The 20,202-nt window shown below is 38.4% G+C and carries 15 protein-coding genes; 5 read left to right on the top strand and 10 right to left on the bottom strand.

From position 1 onward, the window contains the following. Positions 1-19 precede the first annotated feature (19 nt). The 4 genes from ACTH6U_RS06250 to ACTH6U_RS06235 are packed head-to-tail and all read right to left on the bottom strand — an operon-like array spanning position 20 to position 4,972. Positions 20-1,084: a fimbrial protein gene (locus tag ACTH6U_RS06250; RefSeq protein ID WP_294107076.1), complete on the bottom strand. Its 1,065-nt coding sequence runs from the start codon at positions 1,082-1,084 to the stop codon at positions 20-22. A 13-nt stretch (positions 1,085-1,097) separates the two neighbouring features. Next, complete coding sequence (locus tag ACTH6U_RS06245) at positions 1,098-3,590, bottom strand: fimbria/pilus outer membrane usher protein (protein ID WP_441831827.1); 2,493 nt, start codon at positions 3,588-3,590, stop codon at positions 1,098-1,100. 49 nt (positions 3,591-3,639) lie between these two features. Next, positions 3,640-4,332, bottom strand: coding sequence for a fimbrial biogenesis chaperone (locus tag ACTH6U_RS06240; protein ID WP_294107078.1), 693 nt, complete (start codon positions 4,330-4,332; stop codon positions 3,640-3,642). 52 nt (positions 4,333-4,384) lie between these two features. Beyond that, positions 4,385-4,972 carry a fimbrial protein gene (locus tag ACTH6U_RS06235; RefSeq protein WP_294107079.1) on the bottom strand — a complete coding sequence of 196 codons (588 nt, stop codon included), beginning with the start codon at positions 4,970-4,972 and terminating at the stop codon, positions 4,385-4,387. Between the two features lie 1,217 nt (positions 4,973-6,189). On the opposite strand from ACTH6U_RS06235, the gene ACTH6U_RS06230 reads away from it, so the two are divergent. After that, complete coding sequence (locus tag ACTH6U_RS06230) at positions 6,190-6,975, top strand: class I SAM-dependent methyltransferase (RefSeq protein ID WP_294107080.1); 786 nt, start codon at positions 6,190-6,192, stop codon at positions 6,973-6,975. 5 nt (positions 6,976-6,980) lie between these two features. Here ACTH6U_RS06230 and ACTH6U_RS06225 read toward each other — a convergent pair whose 3' ends face one another. The 3 genes from ACTH6U_RS06225 to proP form a co-directional block, all read right to left on the bottom strand. Beyond that, the gene (locus ACTH6U_RS06225) at positions 6,981-7,289 is read right to left on the bottom strand and encodes a monooxygenase (protein WP_441831826.1); all 309 of its coding nucleotides are present in this window, start codon (positions 7,287-7,289) and stop codon (positions 6,981-6,983) included. 77 nt (positions 7,290-7,366) lie between these two features. Further along, positions 7,367-8,827 (bottom strand): deoxyribodipyrimidine photo-lyase, encoded by a 1,461-nt coding sequence (gene phrB / locus ACTH6U_RS06220; protein WP_441831825.1) that lies wholly within the window; start codon positions 8,825-8,827, stop codon positions 7,367-7,369. Between the two features lie 27 nt (positions 8,828-8,854). After that, complete coding sequence (gene proP, locus ACTH6U_RS06215; protein WP_294107083.1) at positions 8,855-10,357, bottom strand: glycine betaine/L-proline transporter ProP; 1,503 nt, start codon at positions 10,355-10,357, stop codon at positions 8,855-8,857. A gap of 915 nt (positions 10,358-11,272) precedes the next feature. Here proP and poxB point away from each other — a divergent pair. Next, positions 11,273-12,997: a ubiquinone-dependent pyruvate dehydrogenase gene (gene poxB / locus ACTH6U_RS06210; RefSeq protein WP_294107084.1), complete on the top strand. Its 1,725-nt coding sequence runs from the start codon at positions 11,273-11,275 to the stop codon at positions 12,995-12,997. Positions 12,998-13,726: 729 nt separating this feature from the next. Here poxB and ACTH6U_RS06205 read toward each other — a convergent pair. Beyond that, positions 13,727-14,629, bottom strand: coding sequence for a DNA-3-methyladenine glycosylase family protein (locus ACTH6U_RS06205; protein WP_441831824.1), 903 nt, complete (start codon positions 14,627-14,629; stop codon positions 13,727-13,729). A 237-nt stretch (positions 14,630-14,866) separates the two neighbouring features. On the opposite strand from ACTH6U_RS06205, the gene ACTH6U_RS06200 reads away from it, so the two are divergent. Genes ACTH6U_RS06200 through ACTH6U_RS06190 form a run of 3 tightly spaced genes read left to right on the top strand, consistent with a single transcriptional unit; the run spans position 14,867 to position 16,342 of the window. Further along, positions 14,867-15,415: a DUF2569 domain-containing protein gene (locus ACTH6U_RS06200; RefSeq protein ID WP_294107086.1), complete on the top strand. Its 549-nt coding sequence runs from the start codon at positions 14,867-14,869 to the stop codon at positions 15,413-15,415. 36 nt (positions 15,416-15,451) lie between these two features. Next, the gene (locus ACTH6U_RS06195) at positions 15,452-15,808 is read left to right on the top strand and encodes a DUF488 domain-containing protein (protein WP_441831823.1); all 357 of its coding nucleotides are present in this window, start codon (positions 15,452-15,454) and stop codon (positions 15,806-15,808) included. A gap of 12 nt (positions 15,809-15,820) precedes the next feature. Further along, a complete protein-coding gene (locus ACTH6U_RS06190) occupies positions 15,821-16,342 on the top strand; it encodes a DUF2569 family protein (protein ID WP_441831822.1) in 522 nt (173 codons plus the stop codon). A 31-nt stretch (positions 16,343-16,373) separates the two neighbouring features. On the opposite strand, the gene ACTH6U_RS06185 is transcribed toward ACTH6U_RS06190, so the two are convergent. Together ACTH6U_RS06185 and glpD are read right to left on the bottom strand one after the other, a co-directional pair. Then, complete coding sequence (locus tag ACTH6U_RS06185) at positions 16,374-17,945, bottom strand: ATP-binding cassette domain-containing protein (RefSeq protein WP_441831821.1); 1,572 nt, start codon at positions 17,943-17,945, stop codon at positions 16,374-16,376. Between the two features lie 379 nt (positions 17,946-18,324). Next, complete coding sequence (gene glpD, locus ACTH6U_RS06180) at positions 18,325-19,824, bottom strand: glycerol-3-phosphate dehydrogenase (RefSeq protein WP_441831820.1); 1,500 nt, start codon at positions 19,822-19,824, stop codon at positions 18,325-18,327. Positions 19,825-20,202 lie beyond the last annotated feature (378 nt).

Raw genomic sequence — 20,202 nt, 5'->3', positions numbered from 1 at the left:
ATTGCGCCCTATTTTTATTTTATGGATACACTACATTCAAGATGGCGGTGGTTTTGATTGTACCCTGAGTAACTTGTTTCGGCGCCCATGGGTAATAATAAGCCGCCATCGGGATCATAAAATTAGATTCTAATTGCCCACCTGCTTTGACATAAAAAAGCGATGTGGCATTACCACGGCTATTGGTATTGGTTGAAATGAGCACCGGCTGTTGGTTATCACTGGTTTTAACTAATCTTAGACCGACTCCTTGAGCCGCATTTGGTGATTTATCAATTAAAACGGTGCGATCAGTACTGAGCAAGTTATTACTGGATAAGAAGATATCAATATCACGTTCAGAGGTATTTTTATTGCCCAAATTTTCGCAGCGCATATTTAAACTAAATGGTGTGTAGCCTGCTCGGGTATCATTTAAGACCTGATTACGTCCTAAAGTCGGTAATGTAACCACTAAACCTGCATTTTGAAATAAACAGGTCGTCATTTTGGGTGAATAAGTGATATTCATTGGTTGGCTATACATATCGCGTTGATCATAAGGCCATTGAAAACCGTTAAGTAACCAATAGGCAATTTTAAGAATTTGCTTGGGTAGCCAAAGTAATATTTCAAAGAAGCTTAAACCGCTTAAATCAGTCACAATAAGAACATCACGTAAGTTAGCCGTATTGCCTTGTATTTTTTCTCCCTTTTGAGAGACCAATGAAAATTTAATTGTCATTGAGGCATTTAATTGGGCAGCAGAATAGCTACCCCATTTTTTTATCGTTAGATTCGGGATGTTATTGGTAATTTCTGCACGAATATTATATTTGCCCTCATTAAAACTTAAAACAGTCGCATCATGGCTACTGGTGCTTAGAATTTTAATATAGCCAAAGGTGCTTTCATAAGTCGTACAGTTAAAACTGCCTGCATATTGCGTTGGAATTGTGGTTATCCATACGGGAGTTGCAGGGGAAAGCTTATCGGATAAATCCACATTAATCGGCGGTGCGTAGCGAATATTACTATTGTAACAAGTAGCATAACTCAGGCTACTAAATAAAAATAAGCATAAAGATAGGATATTCTTAATCATTATTCACATCTCTTTATTGGCAAATAGCGGGTGAGCTATCAAGGTTTTCAGTCAATTCATTGATAGTACAACTGCCATTAGCTAATTGGACGACGACTTTTTTAGGGAAGTTTTCGGCTTTCAAATAAAGCACGCTAGATTGTCCGACATAGCCGATTGATTCCCCATCAATACTCAAAATCTCTGAGCCAAAAGGGAGTGCTTTGTTATCAAAAAACAATGCACGACTCACCCAGTTTTTACGGGTATCGGTTTTAAAATTGACGACACTAACTGCGCCTTCTAGCGGGGCACTATTGGCTATATTTCCAATGACTTCAGCACCTTGCGTCTCTTCTGTATTAGTAACCGTGATGGCATTTTTTCGATAAGGTGTTGCATAAGGCACTAACGCGAGTCCTTCACTATTCGTGACAATACTTTGGTCGCCATTAATCATGAGCCCTTCAGCTTTAGGAGCTTTCACAATGGTCATGGTGCTGCCTACTTCATTAGAAATGAGCACATTCCAAGGAATAGCCACTAAGCTACCTCGGGCACTTAAACCTGTTTGACGATAATCGTTGGACTCACTTAATGACCCCCCTAAAGTGGAAACATTAGCGCGATAGGTGACATTGGCACTGGCCATATTTTGTCCATTTTGCTGATTGCTACCAGAAAACGCATAATTAAGACGATTTGCCTCAAGGGCGGTTCCACTTAATGAAAGGGTACTTTGTTGGTAACCGGAGTCGGTGGCGGTAAAACCAGAACTGACCCAAATATTGTTATCGAATAACGACATAGGCAAGCTTAGGGACAAATAGTAGCGATTTTCTTCTTTTCCTTGTCCGTCTCGTACACGACTTGCTGACAATGAATAACTCATCTGTGCATAAGAATTGGCATAGCCGAGTTGATATTCTCGTGTTGCAGGTATGGTTGCCCAATAATCACGTTGCGATCCTGAAACATAAAATGTGCCCCAGCTTTCTGGTAGTCGTTGGTTTAAATTGATGGTGAAGGTATTTTTGGGTCTTGCGCCTCGCATGGAATCCCAAGTATTAAGATCAACTGCGGGTGTTTCTTGATTATTTTTTTGATTTTTTTTATACAAATCAATAGATTCTTGGTATGAGCGATAGCCATCGTGAGCATGAATTGAATCATTAAAGCTATAATAGCCTTTAGTTGAATAACGATAGGCCGCTAAGGTGAAGTTAGTGGCTGTGGTATCTAAAAATTTACTATAAGAGACACGCATACTTTGCCCATGTTGCGAATCATTCAGTAATTGTGTATCTGCATGGGTAATATCAACGGAAACTGCCCCAATAGGGAGATTCCAACCTGAACCCACTAAATAGGCTCGGTAATTTTCACTGGCGATAGTGCCTATGTATCCGGTGATTAAATTATTAAAACCATACTCAAAAGTACCTTGTACAAAAGAAGGAGTGTAGTTTCCTCCGTCCTGATTCACTTTTCCTGCAAATAATGCATAGTTACTGACCCCCTCCTTTAACATACCCGGAACGGCAGAAAAGGGGACAGTAAAGGATTGTTCTTGTCCATTGGCTTCTTGCACAATGACTAATAAGTCACCTGCGGAGCCTGTAGGCTGAATATTATCAAGGGTAAATTGCCCCGGAGGGACACTTTCTTGATAGATAACACTGCCATTTTGTAGAACTTTAATCAGCGCATTTGTTTGTGCGACACCTCTAACTATAGGGGCGAAACCTTGTTGAGAGCTTGGACGCATGTTGATATCGGAGGCGAGCGAAACACCACGGATCCGCATAGAATCGAATAAATTACCTTGTGTATAGAAATCACCCACTAATAAATTGGATTTTTGCATCGGTAATGATTTTCGAATATAGCGGGTATTATTCTGCCATTTCAGTTGTTCACCAGAGTACTTTCTGACGGTACTGTTATCTCGAAATTGCCAAGAACCTATATTAAGACCGGATTCTAAACCACTATAAAAGTCATCACTGGATAATTTAGCACCATTTTTATTCTTCGTTTTATAATAAGTGGTGTTATAGGAAAAGATCATTGCGGGTACGCCGCTATCCCAAAACTCAGGAGGCACGTAGCCGACTTGGGTACGTAAAACGAAACTTTGTGGTACAGATAATTTAATACTTAGTGTACTAACATCAACACTATAGCTTCCTCCCTGAACAATTTGTTCTAATGAGTAGTCATATTGCTCAGTGTCAAGTTTAGGGAGAGATACCCCGAGCAACATGGCTTCTTTTTGTTCAAGATATATTTTCTTGTCATCGCCAGTAAAGGTGAACGGATAACGGCCTTTCCAGTCATCATTGACGTAGATATCCATTTCTTGGATACCAGCAGGCATATTTTGGTCTTCATAAAAGCGAGTTAAGTCTGACTTTGCAGAGTCACCTGCGAGCAATGAGGTGTCAAAATTAACTCCCCAACTCGGTGATGTTGCGAAAAGTAGGCATATTGCCAACAGGCTTTTATGATGGCCGTACTGCTTCATTATTACAGGTTCTCTAACTGGTGGGATTGTTGTTCTTTTTACGATAAAGCTACAGCGCAACGATCGATTTATCTTTATAGGCACCAAAATCATCAACATATAGCAAACTATAGGTTTTACCCTGCTTTACGGGGGATTTTGCAGGTGCAAATACATTAGAAAATGGGGCGATCATTAACGATTCAGAAAGTACTTTTTGGCCTTTGTCGTCATTGATATTGGCAATGGTGATGTAAAACGGACTTGTATTCGTGAGGCGAAATCCTTGATTTTCAACTTTCGCTTCGACGGTTGAAATCGCATTCTCTGAAATACTTTGTAAGTTAGTTGGACGATAAAACAGTTTAATACGCGTTTTAATAGCCAACTGCATCGTATTTTGTCCCTGTAAATTATCGGGTGTCGGGGGAATATCGAGAACATTTAAATAAAAAATAGATTCTCTATCCGTTGGCAATGAAGAGGGTAATTTTTTAATTCGCAGTTGCTGGCCTGCATTACCTGAAACCTTTATAACTGGAGGTGAAAGTAAAAATGGCACATTAGCAGTTTCTGGCGTTGAATTGATATCACCATCATCAATCCAAGATTGTACCAAGGCGGGATCATTACCGTTATTAATTAATTGTACGATAGTTTCTTTATTACTCGCCGGATAAATAACGCGAGTGCCATTGACCACAATATTGGCAAATGCGGAATTAACACTAAATATTAAAGAAAGTAAAATAAGTATACGCATATTCATTCGCTCAAAAATAGCCAAGTTAGTTATTTAACTTGGCTATTAATCATTACAGGTAAGAAATTGTGTAAGTTACGTTAGAACTCAAGCTACCTACTTTTGCCGGTAATGCATTGGTTTTATAGTAGTAAATATCTAAGGCTAATGACTCAGGTTTAGCTGGGTTAGTCGCGCTGCCTTTGATATCAGTTACAAAGGGTTTATTTAATGGAATTGCTGTTTTAGTACCTGGTTTTGCAATAGCAAAGCCGACGTTACGCGCAACAGATACATCATTTTCATTTACAGTCGTATTTTGCAAATAATTACCGTCAGTAGAGATATTATCTGCAGATGAGAAATGAATGGTTAATGGGGTATCAATGGCTTTTGCTGCGGGTGCGCAGTCAGAAAAAGTTAACGCGATTGTTTTTTTATTTTTATCAATCAGACCTGTAGTAATACCTGCATCAGCTGCAGTAATAGGATTCAATGCAACAGTAAAATCTGCACTTTTTCCACCATTAATTGTACAAGTTGTATCAGTAATTGCACCGCTGAAGTTAATTACACCACCTGCCGCATTATCCGCTGATAAAGCTGGTGTTGCAGATAAAATAAGAGCTGTGGCAGCAGATAATGCAAATTTATTATTCATTTTCTTCTCCGAGAAGAGTTGTTATTCATGACGATGGTAAATAAGTAAAATATTAAATTTTTAATTTAATAAAAAATTTTAATTAATCATTAAAGCAATTTTTTAATTACTTAGATGTAAGAGGAAATTAAAAAATCAATAGCAAAACGTAATCACTTTAAAAGTGATTAATGTTTTATTTTCTATTTATTTTAGATAATTTGACTTATATCAAAAATGATAGCCTGTCATTATACGTGTAATCATTTATTTAAACAGAGGGCGAAAGTTAGTCATTTTATATATAAAAATTATATCTTGAAATGGGTACACTTAGGATGGGTGATTGTGGTTTATATATCGATATTAATTATATATATGATTTTTTATTCTAAGTTTTAATTTAAAATGATATTTTATATAAATATTGCAGATATTGCTGGAGTTAATAACTTGTTGCAAATAGTGAATTTATGTAAAAAATGATGTTTTAAATTATTTTAAATCAGTATGTTAAATGAAAAGGCTATTGGTGATTATTTGCTAACTTAGGGTTATTTATAGTAATCATTGTTTTTAATATTCCGATTATTTGCTTTTAATTGGTCTAATGTTTCAATTATTTAATTAATATATAGATATTTTTAATATTTAAATAAGTGCTAATTTTAATTAGGGTGATTTAGCAATTATATTTTATTTGTATGACATTATTATTAACCAGGCATTTAAAAAACATTTTGATTATTTTTTCATCAATAATATTCTTTATGGTTTTTTTTAAATTGGCCATATTCGATATTTACCCATATTAATTACGAGGTCTTTTATGGTTAAAGTTAAATTTTATACCGTATAAGCTCTCTATTTTTATCACTCAGCTATTATCGGCAGAATAGAAATTAACTTTATAACTAATTCATAGTTTAGGTGTAATTACTTAATTTTTTAGGCAAATATTAAATTTACATTAAGCTTGCTGCGTATAAAAAATAAGAGGACGAAACTGATCGTTTTTAAACGATAAATTTTTATAAACTCGATTTCGAAATCAGATTTTGAAAGGCGAGTTTTGGGCGATCTATTTCGATTTCATAAAGTGGCTCGACTTGCTTGAAAGAGTTCTGACCACGTGCGTTATACCGTATTCTAAATATAAATTGCTTATTTTATTGGCTCAAATAGGTGCTTTTTCAATCATTTTCTGTTTTGATGGATAAATAATTATATTTCATTTCATGTGGAAAAACGTAGGGAAACAAAAAGTGAAAACACACCATCAAGCGGTCTACCAACAATTTGACGAACAGGCAAATTCATATTTAACCAGCCAAGTTCATGCACAGGGCGAGGATTTAAAGGCCTTAATACATTCACTCAGTGGTAGTAATGAGGCCAATGTACTTGATTTAGGCTGTGGCGCAGGGCATGCCAGTTTTGGTGCGGCTCCTCTGGTATGTTCTGTGACGGCTTATGACTTATCAGATGCGATGTTAACGGTGGTCGAAAAAAATGCGACAGAGCGTGGTCTTAATAACATTACGACTTGTAAAGGCACTGCGGAATCATTGCCTTTTGCTGAAGATACTTTTGATATTGTGATTAGTCGTTACTCTGCTCACCATTGGCATGATGTTGAGCGGGCTTTACGTGAAGTTCGTCGCGTATTAAAACCTGGAGGAAGAGGTATTTTCATCGATGTTGTTTCACCGGGACACCCTTTACTGGATATTTATCTGCAAACGGTGGAAGTACTGAGGGATACATCTCATATTCGCGACTATTCCGCAGGGGAATGGTCTGGTATGTTTAATAATGCAGGGCTATTCGTTCGTGAAATTAAAAGCTTTCGTTTAGAGCTTGAATTTACTAGCTGGGTTGAGCGGATGAGAACGCCAGCACCGCTAATTGAGGCTATTCGCTTATATCAAAGCACATTAAGCGATGAGGCAAAAAGCCATTTTGCAGTACAGGAAGATGGCTCATTTACCTCAGACGTCATGCTGTTTGAATTTCAAGGCTAATTGCGTTATTTGATAAATTGCGCTTGGTTTAGCTGGCTAAGCGCAGTATTCACCTCGAAGATTTCACCGTTAACGGCTGGAATACCGAAGGATTTCAAGCGGGCGCTATGCTTTTGCAAGTAAGCTTGCGCCTCGGCTGCTGAGGCAAAGAGATAGATACCGCCTGCTTTTTGTGTTTCTTGGTTTTGCGTCCAAATTTTCCACATAAAACCCGGCTCTTGATTGATAGACTCAGCCAATTCATTCATCGCTATTGTCATTTCATCGCCCCAAGGCCCTTGGTAAGGGAAATCTACTTGTAAAATAACCTGCATATCATCTCCTTTTATTTTGATTTATTATAATAACGGCTAAATTCATATATTACATTGATTGTTCTTGAACGCTATTTTTAGGGCAATGACGGTGATGATAATTTTAAACTATTTCGCTTTCCGGCCTCAAAAGCCTCTAGGGTATTTAATCGCGCTTGTTTGTGGTCAACTATCGGTGTTGGATAATTGAGCTGAATATGATTACTATCAGCCCATTCATGAGGTGTATGGATATATTTATCTGGCACCGACATTAACTCAGGTAACCAATGGCGAATAAATGTGCCTTGTGGATCAAATTTGGTTCCTTGGGTCGTTGGGTTAAAAATTCTAAACCAAGGTGATGCATCAACCCCTGTTGACGCTGACCATTGCCAGCCCCCATTATTCGCCGCTAATGTGCCATCGATTAGTTGGCCCATAAAGTATTTTTCACCTTTACGCCAATCGATGAGCAAGTCTTTTACTAAAAAACTGGCCACAATCATACGTAAACGGTTATGCATCCAACCCGTTTCATTTAGCTGACGCATTGCTGCATCCACAATGGGGTAGCCTGTTTGTCCGTTTTTCCATGCATTAAAATCGTCAGGAGAGTTATTCCACTGAATATGTTGAGTCCATTCAATAAACGGTTGATGACGGCATAGTCGCGGAAAAGCAACTAATAAATGAGAGTAAAACTCACGCCAAATCAATTCATTAAGCCAAGTAAAAGCGCCACTGTCTGGAGAATCTAATACCTGAGTGTTTTCCGCATGTAAGCGGTTAAAACACTGTCGTGGAGATAATACGCCAATGGCTAGATAAGGGGATAATTGACTGGTTCCATTGACTGAGGGAATATCTCTATCTCGTTGATAATTTTGGACACACTCACGACAAAATTGTCTCAGTTGCTGTAATGCGGCTTGCTCTCCGGCCACAAATTGTGGCGAGATATCAGCCGCAGCATGTGCAAACAACGGTTGTGTTTCGTTAATTTCGAGGGCTTTACCGCGTTTTTCTGGCACAGTTAACGAACGGCAATCAGTGACAACAAGTTGAGAGGTAAATGCACGCCGAAATGGTGTATAGACCTGATACATTTCGCCTTTTTGATTGCTCACGGTTCCAGGAGCAAGCAGTAAAGCATCATCAAAAGCATGAATATGTAAGGCATGAGATTGTTTGACTAACCACTCATCCCGTTGCTTTTCATTTATCTCATATTGGCGATTAAAAAAAAGTGCATCCGCTTGCTGTTCGCTGGCGTAATCAAGCACCCATTGTGCGGCCTCAGTAAAACTCGCGCTAGTATGACAAACTAGCGGAATACCGAGTTGTGCAAGAGAATGTTGTAATGCAACGAGGTTTTGATGCAAAAAAGTAATTTGACGTGCAGAAACATCATGCGATTGCCATTGTTGTGGCGTAGCGGTGAATAATGCAATCACTTTCGCCTGCGGATCAGCGCAGGCGGAGGAAAGCGCTTTATTATCTGTGACTCTCAAATCATTGCGAAACCAGATAAGATGACAAACTTGTTTTGCTGCCACCGCTTTCCTCCTTTGCCTTTGAAAAGGTTAATCCAATTTAGGGTGCTGATTGATCAAAGATTGACGTTTTTTCTCAAGTTCAGCAATTTCTTTTTCAATATCTTCAACTTTTTGTTCAATGTTGTCAAAGTGCTCAGATAAGATCTCTTTTGCTTCTGCTTTATCAGAAGCCGCAGGAGTCGCCCCTCTTAATGGTTTATTTGCAGTTTCTGGCATTTTAATACCGGTTAGCAAACCGATAGCGGCGATCACCATCAGATAATAGGCTGGCATATACAGATCATGGGTTGATTCGACTAACCATGCTGCTGCTGTTGGTGTTGCACCTGCAATTAATACTGAAATATTAAAGGCGATTGCTAAAGCACTGTAACGAATATGGGTTGGAAAAATAGCGGGTAAAATTGATGCCATTACACCCGTAAAACAATTTAATAATACAGCTAGAATTAATAAACCAACAAAAATTAAGCCGACAGAACCACTGTTGATCAACATAAAGGCCGGATAGGCTAAGAAAATAAGACCTACACTACCTGCGATGACAAAAGGACGACGGCCTATTCTGTCACTCATCAACCCAATCAATGGCTGAACAAATAACATACCCATCATAATGGCAATAATAATTAGCACACCATGGTCGGTTGAGTAATTCAGGTTATGTGATAAATAACTTGGCATATAAGTCAGCAACATATAATAAGTTACATTAGTTGCGATCACTAAGCCGACACAAATCATCAAACTTTTCCAATATTTAGTCGCCACTTCACGGAAAGAAACTTTCGGTGGGTTTTGAATATTGGCTTTATCTTGTTTTTCTAACGCTTCAATATGTTGTTGGAATGCAGGGGTTTCTTCAAGAGAATGACGTAAATAAAGACCAATAATCCCTAAAGGAAGTGCTAAGAAAAATGGAATTCTCCAGCCCCAATCGTGAAAACTTTCTTCCCCTAAAATACTTGAAATCAGTACTACGACACCTGCACCTAGTACAAAACCGGCAATTGAACCGAAATCTAACCAGCTTCCCATAAAACCACGTTTACGGTCGGGTGAATACTCTGCAACGAAGATAGCGGCACCTGAATACTCGCCACCGACTGAGAACCCTTGAGCCAGTTTAGCAATAAGTAATAGTATCGGTGCCCAGATACCGATGCTGTTATATGAAGGAATTAACCCTATACAAAAGGTACTGATTGCCATAATGATAATGGTCATCGACAATACTTTTTGTCGACCATATTTATCACCTAGGACACCAAATACAAGTCCTCCGAGTGGCCTAACTAAAAAAGGTACTGAAAAAGTGGCTAATGCGGCAATCATTTGAACGCTCGGTGATGCGTCCGGAAAGAACACTTGACCTAGTACATAGGCTAGAAAGCCATATACACCAAAGTCAAACCATTCCATCGCATTACCCAGCGAAGCAGCGGTGATTGCTTTTTTTAACTTACCGTCATCAATGATAGTAATATCATTAATATTTAACGGTTTTTCTCTTTTTTTTCTAAATTTCATGGAGCCATCCTGTTATCTGAATATTAAGAACTTTTTAAACGACATTCAAAATGTAGGTTTTTCACATCTGAGTTTTTTGGATAAAGAGCAAGTGCTTAATATTTAGAATAGTCGTTATATGAATAATACATAAATTATTTAAACATTATTTGAAAGTGAAAATGATATTTTGCTGATTTTATTGATTTGTATCAGCTATTTTTTGATTAGGTTACCGTAGGCAGGAATATAGCGAAAAAAAATCATGAGAATAATATTGAAGTTGATTTAATGACAAAGAACATGGCTGTGAAGATTGTTGTAAATGAAGCAAAAAAGTCACCATCTAATAGCTGAACATGGTATCTATCATACAATAATTTCGAAATGTTGTAAAATAACGTGATTTTAATCCAGTATTAATACTTTAAATTGAATGTAAATGCTGACTTTTGTATGAAAACTAGATTTAATGGGTGAGTTTGTTTTACTTGCATGATTTTAAAGTAAAAATTACTAATTTAAAATCAATTGGTAATTACCGCATGTTTTAATGAAACTAGCTCAAATAGGGTTGTTAATCATTGGTAATATCGATAGATTTTTTATGTGTAAAAATAAATTTGATTAGTACAACAGCAACGTAATATTAATTTTGACTAAGTTGATAATAAATTTTTTGCGATAGTCTAAATTTGATGATTTCTTTATGTGACCAATACAATCCATATTTATGCTGATACTTAGTTCTTCTTTTGATATTAACAGGTTATTGTATTGTTCTGTTTTATATTTAATTTAGTCGGTAGGAATAGACTATTTCTTTAGCTACAATCAATTCAATTATTGCCCAAGCATTTGAGAATGAGTGAGTATTGCAGCATATGAAGAATATCTGCAAATAACCTAATTATCTGACTTAAAAAGAGTGCCATTATGAAAAAACAGAGTATTGCATCCTACATTGCTAAAGTTCTTGATAATGCAGGTGTTGAACGTATCTGGGGCGTTACTGGAGATTCATTAAACGGTTTAACAGATAGCTTGCGCCGTCAAGGTGCTATTGAATGGCTAGGAACTCGTCATGAAGAAGTCGCTGCATTTGCCGCAGGGGCAGAGGCTCAGCTAACAGGAAACTTAGCGGTTTGTGCAGGTTCTTGTGGTCCAGGTAATATGCATCTTATTAATGGATTATATGATTGCCATCGTAATCGAGTGCCTGTATTAGCTATCGCAGCTCATATTCCTTCAAGTGAAATTGGTAGTAATTATTTCCAAGAAACACATCCGACAGAACTCTTCCGTGAATGCAGTCATTACTGTGAGATGGTCACTAATCCAGAGCAAATTCAACAGGTCTTAGGCATTGCAATGCGCAAAGCTATCCTTAATAAAGGGGTATCTGTTGTTGTGATCCCTGGGGATATTGCGTTGAAAGATGCACCAGAAACCGCTAAAGATACGTGGTATCAGCCACAAGCTCCATTGATCATGCCACAACGTACTGAGATTGAAAAGTTGGCCGAAGCCTTGAATCAATCTAAAAATATCACGTTATTTTGTGGTAACGGTTGTGCTGGTGCTCACGATGAAGTGGTTAAATTGGCTGAAACTCTAAAAGCACCTGTAGTTCACGCCCTGCGCGGTAAAGAACATATTGAGTGGGATAACCCGTATAGCGTTGGTATGACTGGGTTAATCGGCTTTTCATCGGGCTACCATGCAATGATGAATGCGGATACTGTGGTGTTATTAGGTACCCAATTTCCTTATCGCCCGTTCTACCCAACAGATGCAAAAATTATTCAGATAGATATTAATGCAGGTAGTCTAGGTTCTCATTGTCATATTGATATGGGGCTTATTGGCGATATCAAATCAACGCTTACTGCATTACAACCACATTTGCAGGCTAAACAAGATCAAAAACATTTAGACGGTGCTTTGAAGCATTACGCCGAAGCGCGTAAAGGGCTAGATGATTTAGCGAAGCCGGGACATGAAGGTCTTATTCATCCGCAATATCTAGCAACTAAAATTAGTGAGTTGGCAAATGACGATGCCATTTTTACTTGTGATGTTGGCACACCAACTGTATGGGCTGCGCGCTATTTAAAAATGAACGGTAAACGCCGCCTGATAGGCTCTTTTAATCACGGTTCAATGGCAAATGCGATGCCACAAGCATTGGGCGCACAATCTGTTGATAAAAAACGTCAAGTTATCGCCATGTGTGGTGATGGTGGTTTCAGTATGTTGATGGGAGATTTTATTTCCCTGACGCAAATGCAGCTTCCAGTCAAAATTATCATTCATAACAATGGTGTTTTGGGCTTTGTGGCAATGGAAATGAAAGTTGCAGGTTTCTTAACGGCTGGCACTGATTTACATAACCCTAATTTTGCTGCGATTGCCAATGCTGCGGGTATCAAAGGTATCCGAGTTGAGAAAAGTGAAGATCTTGACGGTGCATTAAAAGAAGCTTTTGCTCATGATGGTCCAGTTATTGTCGATGTGTTGACAGCAAAACAAGAGCTATCAATGCCGCCAGAAATTGAGGCTCAGGAAGCTAAAGGATTTAGCTTATATATGATGAAAGCAATTATGAGTGGCCGTGGCGATGAAGTTGTTCAACTGGTTAAAACTAACTGGCTGCGCTAATTCATTGATGTGGTGAATTTTTAAAACCTCATTCAATATAGTGTGAATTCGCTAGGTTGAATGGGGTTTTTATTTGGGGTATTTTTGATAATAATTTCATTCATTACGCCACGATATTTTATTTTTCAGAGACGGTATTACTGATTTTCCTGGTCTTTTGAACCCATCATTTCAATGAATAATATATGTAAATAAATACAGTATTGACATATAATTTAAAACATGTAGATTAAGTATCAACAGCACAGAAACACGCTGTGACAAGCAGTTCAGCGATAGCACATTGCAATCGCTAAAGAGTGTAAACGCGATGATGTAAGGCTTGGATAGTGCTTTTTGGTTGCGGCTGCAATGGTCAGCAACGGGGAGTAAGGCAACGCATCAATAGTATATATCGCGTGGGAGAGTGTACTGTTTATCTGTTACTCTTGTCTTGATGAGATAACAGTTTTATAAACGAATATTATATGGAGTCAGTTAGTCACCATATCGTAATAAATTTGTACATTTTAAACGTAGTATCAAAGTAACACTAAACTAGTAGTCATTAATGTTAAAAATTAAGTTGGCAGTATCTTAAAAGCCCTGAACGTATTAACGTCAGGGCTTTTATCGTTTTAGCCCCTCAGTAAACTCAATCCTCATGTTCTCATCTCAGGCATACTCAACCGTTCTGTGCCACAAAACAAACTTTTTTTGCCCAGTTTCTCTTCTTTCTCATTTCTATCACTAATAACCCGCAGCAGATTGGCTACGCCATAAATGTGCTGCCACTAAGGCTCGCCATGGGGAATATTGTGCTAACCATTTTTCAGTTTCTTTGGCGTTAGGTTGTTCATCTTGTGTTAGTAATATTTGCAAATTACGTCGCACTGCTACATCGCCATGTAAAGAACCATCGAGATAATTAAAGCCACGAAGTAAGGCGTAGCTCACTGTCCATGGTCCAATACCTTTTATACTTAATAACTGCTCCGTGAGATGGGCAACATTGGATGAGGTTATTTGTACAGATAAATCAAGTTGTTGGTTTTTGATTGCATCACATAGTGCCCGCAAAGCGACAATTTTGCCGGTAGAAAAGCCGGTTTGGCGAAGAGTATCATCATCGACTTGGTTGACTTGTTGCTCGTTAGGAAAACACCAGATGCCTGATGAGTGCTGCATTCCGACAGCCTGAATAAACCGGCGGCGAATGGCAATTGCGGCATGAACGCTGATTTGTTGACCGATAATGGCCCAAACGAGGGCTTCAAATGGGCTGGCAGATTGATAAATCCGTAAACCTCGTTGGTTTTTAATCAGTTTCCCCAACCGAGGGTCAGTTAAATAACATTCTTCAAATTGTTCTACTCCTTGATGAAGACCTAATAAATTTTTTCCAAGAGCCGCGATTTGTTCTTCATCTGATGTGTTTTTTGATGAGCCAAGTTTGGATGAGTCGATATCGAGTGAAATGATAGCTTGCTGGTTATCGATACGAAGGTTTATTTGCGCAGGGTTGTTATGCCAAATAATGCCTTTACGTAACTGTTTATTCTCAACAATTTCCGCAATGTTTTGTTGATCTCTTAAATGAAATGCAAAAAAATCATCGCAGCGAAAGTGCTCTGGCAGTAATAGCGTTGGCATGGTCATCACCTTATAGGACTTTTCTTTATTATTAAGAAGCGCATTTGGTTACTCATAATTTACCATTCAAATATGATATTGTGCTTAATATAGTTGTATTTGAATGAGGAAAAGAAGCAATATAGTTAGTCTGATAAAACAATCATGACAGATTTGCGGTGATAGTTGGAGCCTATAAAAGTGCTTAGTTCAGAATAAAGCGAAAGTATGAGTATGATACAATTCAAGGATGTTTAGATGAACAATCATGAGCCATCTCAAGATAAAATACCACAGCAGTCTTTCGACGCGATACCTCCTGCCATGCCAACTGCCCCTGCGCCAAAAATAAAAAATGAGTTAACGGGTTTTGGTGGATGGCTTATTTTGCCAATGTTGGGCATTATTTTATCTATTTTTGTTTTGCCCGCGACGATTTATGCTCAAAATATTGAAGTGATTGAATATTGGGATGCATTAACTAATCCGCTATCAGATTCATTTATTCCTTTATTCAAAGAATTAATTTACTTCGAAATCTTAGGTAACTCGATTCTTTATTCCGTACTCTTGTTTTTATGTTATGTATTTTTTACCAAGAAAAAAATAGCGATTAAAGTTTATATTTTCTTCCAGTTATTTTCTTTGGTGCTAGTTGTCTCAGATATTGTGTTAGCAATGACATTGCTTGATTTAGAATTTGAACCTTCAGATATTAAAGATATTAGTCGAGTCCTTGTCAGTTGTGCGATTTGGATCCCCTATTTTTTACTTTCCGTGAGAGTTAAAAATACGTTTGTAAACTAAGGTATAGTCTAACTCACGATAATAAGAGGTAAGTTGATGATTTATTGTAAAAGGGTTTATGACGCCACCTCTATTGAAGATGGTTATCGGGTGTTAATTGATAGATTATGGCCAAGAGGAATTAAAAAGACGGATTTACAGTGTGATGAGTGGAATAAAGCTGTTGCTCCCTCCAATGAATTGCGAAAATGGTTTCATCAAAATACAGATCAATTTGAACAATTTATTACGCAATATCGCCAAGAGCTCAATAATAATGAATCCGCTTGGCAGGCGTTAGTCGAAAAGGCAAAGCAAGGTCATTTAACCTTATTATATAGTGCAAAAGATACGCAACATAATCAGGCGAAAGTGCTTAAAGCATTTATTGAAGAAAAGATACAAGGTAAATAGAAGGTTATTAGAATGGAAACCCGTCAGTTATCTCAGGGGGAACAACAGGTTTCTCATGTTACCGCTCAACATGTGCAAAAAGTACCTGTTCAAGGCATTGGTGGATGGCTTATTTTACCGTTTATAGGGCTATTTTATATGTTCTATAAAGCTATCAGCATGATGCTACAAGAGATTAGCCAAGTAAAAATTGCTTGGCCATTAGCGACTCAAATAGATTCTGATTTTTATGTTTCGGGTTTTGCATCTGCATTTTATTTATTACAAATGGGCTATGGCCTATTAATTGCTTTACTGTTATGGACTTTTATCGCAGCAATTAAATGGAAAAAAAGCGCCAAGCTCTTGTTTATCATTTCAATGATTATTTATCTGGTGGTGATTATTGGGGCTCGTTTTGTTTTCCCTAATTATTTTGGCCTAGAGATTAATTATTCAAATTTAATCACTGCGGTTAATAGTGGTTTTTATTGTGTCATTTGGATCCCTTACTTTTTAGTTTCCAGTCGTGTGAAAAATACCTTTATTCGCTAGAAATAGGCTGCCATAGGGCAGCCTTGTTTGTTTATTGACTAGAGAGATTTAATTCATGGGTGATATTACATTGCTCAATAAATACATTATCATGAGAAACTAAAAATAAAGTGCCTTGATATTCATTCAATAAATTTTCAAGTAATTGTTTTGAATCTAAATCTAAGTGATTATCGGGCTCATCAAGTAATAGCACTGCGGGTGGGGTGGGACTATGAGTTAAAGCTAGTAAGGTGGTTTTAAGTTGCTCCCCACCACTGAGCAGATGTAATGGTTGTAATGATTTATCCCCTCGAATACGTAACATCCCAAGTTGTGTGCGCCATTGCTCAACAGTAAAAGCAGGTTGATAGTGGTGTAATGCTTCGGCGACGGGCAACGACTTATCTAATAGATTTAAGTGTTGGTCTAAATAGCAAAACTCACCACTGATACGATACTCTCCTGATAGTGCTTGGATATGACCCGCAAGTACTTTAAGTAAGGTCGATTTTCCACTACCGTTGTGCCCCTTTATATGCCAATGCTCACCACTGTATGCAGTAAACGATAGAGGAGCTTGATAACCGTAAGGTAAGTGTAAATCAGCAGCAAATACAGTGACTTTACGACCATCACCTTGATATTTTAAATACATTTTTTGGGGTTTGGTATGAATGATTTTATCTTGGCTTTGTTGTAACTGATCGTGTAAATCGCCAATAACGCGCTGGTGTCGTTCAGCAACGTTCGATTGCCTTTTCTCTGCTCTATTTTTTTTCATATCCAGTAATAACAAGGACTGCGATCCACTTGAGCGTACTTTTTCACCTTGCTTACGCCGTTGAGCTGCTTTTTGTAATGTGGCTTGTTGTTGCTGTTTCTCATGACGAATATGCTTATCAAGCCTCTCCGATTCGGCTTCAATAGCGGCTAGTTCAAATTTTCGTTGCTCATCATACAAGGCATAATTTCCACCATATTCATGCAGACCCTTGTCAGTGAGCTCTAGAATATTCTGCATATGGGCTAATAGTGTTCGGTTGTGAGTAATAACCAAACTCCCTGCGGTGTGTTGTGCCAGTTTTTCACTTAACCATTGGCGACCTTCAGTATCGAGGTGGTTATCTGGCTCATCGAGTAATAAAAAATGATTGGGATGCAAAAAAGCGCGGCAAAGCGCAAGGCGAGTACGTTCTCCTCCACTGAGATACGCAATAGGTGTTTCCATCGAGATAGGCAGATTTGCGGAATCGAGCAGGCTTTGCCATGTCGCAGGGTAATGCCATTTATCTTCAACTAATTCAAAATCGACTAATGTGCCATTACCCGCATTAATGCGAGCAAATGCTTGATAAAGTTCACTAATCCCTAAGGCATCGATAAGCGTGTTGCCTGTTAGACGAGTCAGTTGATCAACGTGAATGAATGGGATGTTCCAGTGAATGTGACCTGATGTGGGTGTTAATATTTGGGCGAGCATACGCATTAGCACGGATTTCCCCTTACCATTATTACCGACTAAGGCATTTTTTTGGCAAAACAGAGTGCCACTTAAAGGTGGAAAAAGTGCAGTTTGATTAAATTCGATATTGAGTTGTGAAAAGTGACAAGCAGCCGTCATAGATACCTCCAATAAATAGAGGGCAGACAACGAAGATTATCTTTCGAATAAGATAGGATGATAACTATTGCCCGCCAGGAACAGAAAAATGAATACCGAAAAACGGTATTGGAAAATATTTTCTGGCAGTGCTTAGTTCATCGTGAGGAATACCTGCTAATTGACGTTAGTGTGATTAGGCTAACGTGTAAAAATGTGAGTACACATTATAAGCAAACTAAATCAATTTGTACAACCTCAGCCCGTATCTAAAAATAAAGCGCCAGTCAGCAAACACTGACCGGCGTTTATTTTACAACGAGACTGCTTTCAATCTACAACTTACTATAACAACGAGATTCTATTTTTACGTTTGGATTATTGCGCCAGTTCAGCAGTTTTAGTTTGTTCTGCTAACCACTGTGTTTGCTAACCATTGTGTAATGCGCTGTTTTTCTTCATCATTCAGCCACATACCCAATTTAGTCCGACGCCAAATAGCATCATCTAGTTCAACAACCCATTCATTTTTCACTAAATAACGTAATTCTGCTTCATAGACGTTATTGCCAAATGCTTCACCAAGGTCGCTAAGTGAATTAGCACCTTCAAGGATCAATTTGCTGTTACTGCCATAGGTTCTTGCATAACGTAAGGCAAGTCCTTCAGGAAGCCATTGGTAGCGTTGGCGTAACAGGCGTGAATAACCATCACGGTCACAACCTTCAATATCACCACCCGGTAGCTGACCGTTTTTTGTCCAAGGACTGCCCGCATTTGGGTAGTAACTTGCCAGTTTAGTGACTGCCGCTTCAGCAAGCTTACGATAAGTGGTTAATTTACCACCAAAGACAGATAACAGTGGTGCTTGACCATTTTCATCATGAATATCTAAGGTGTAGTCACGAGTGATTGCCTGTGGTGAATCAGACTCATCATCACACAGCGGACGAACACCAGAGTAATCCCACACGATATCATCTTTACCTAGCTGTTTTTTAAAGTGGTCGTTATAGACTTTTAACAGGTAGTTGACTTCATTTTCATCAATTTTGACATTTTTTGGATCGCCGTTATATTCAACATCGGTGGTTCCAATGATTGAAAACTCATCCATCCAAGGAATGACAAACACAATACGATTATCTTCGTTTTGTAAGATATAAGCTTGTGGCTCATCATGTGCGCGGTGCACCACAATATGGCTACCTTTGATAAGGCGAATGCCATAAGGTGATTTTAATTTCAAACCATCATCAAAGAATTCTTTTACCCAAGGTCCTGTCGCATTCACGAGGCCTTTGGCTTTCCAGGTTTCGGTTTCGCCAGTGCGGAGGTCTTGTGCTTCCACAATCCACAAACCATTTTCACGATATGCACGAGTGACTTTTGTTCGAGTGCGGACTTCACCTTGTTTACGAACGACTTCTTGAGCGTTTAACACGACTAAACGCGCATCATCAACCCAACAATCTGAATATTCGAAACCTTTCGCCAGCTCTGGTTTAAGCACGGAGTTTTGGCTAAATTTCAAACTCTTACTGCTTGGTAGGCTAACGCGTTTTCCCAAATGATCATACAGGAATAAGCCAATACGGATCATCCATGCAGGGCGTAAGTGTGGTTGGTGAGGAAGGCGAAAGCGCATTGGGAAGGCAATGTGCGGTGCTAACCGTAATAGGACTTCTCGCTCAGCAAGCGCTTCACTGACTAACCTGAACTCATAATGTTCAAGGTAACGTAAGCCACCATGGATAAGTTTTGAGCTCGCTGATGAGGTTGCACTCGCCAAGTCTTGAGCTTCAAGCAGCAATACTGACAGTCCACGGCCTGCAGCATCAGCCGCAATACCAGCGCCGTTAATTCCGCCGCCAATTACAATCAAGTCTTTAGTTTCCATGCATACCCCTGAGATGTTCGAAATACTTTCAAATATGTTCGTTTTCGCTCATTTGATTGTAGTCAAATTTCATTAATATGCCAACTAGTAATCGATATAAATATAACAAGTGCGTGATATAGGTAACAAGTTTTATACACTTCATACCTTGTGCAGATACACTTCATACTTCGCGCCACAGCGTTGTTGGCAGCACTCGGCTACCCAAATCACGTACTAATGTACGCTCATTGGGATATCCTCGTTTGCCGCCTAGCTGCAACACGAATTATTTTGTGTATAAGTTACTAATATATGAAAGAAAATAAATTCTAATAATAGGGAATAGGGAATAGGGAATAGGGAATAGGGAATAGGGAATAGGGAATAGGGAATAGG

This window comes from Providencia sp. (assembly GCF_052096715.1).
Taxonomy (GTDB): domain Bacteria; phylum Pseudomonadota; class Gammaproteobacteria; order Enterobacterales; family Enterobacteriaceae; genus Providencia.
The sequence above is the reverse complement of the archived record's forward strand: the minus strand, read 5'-3'. Positions and strand labels throughout refer to the sequence as shown.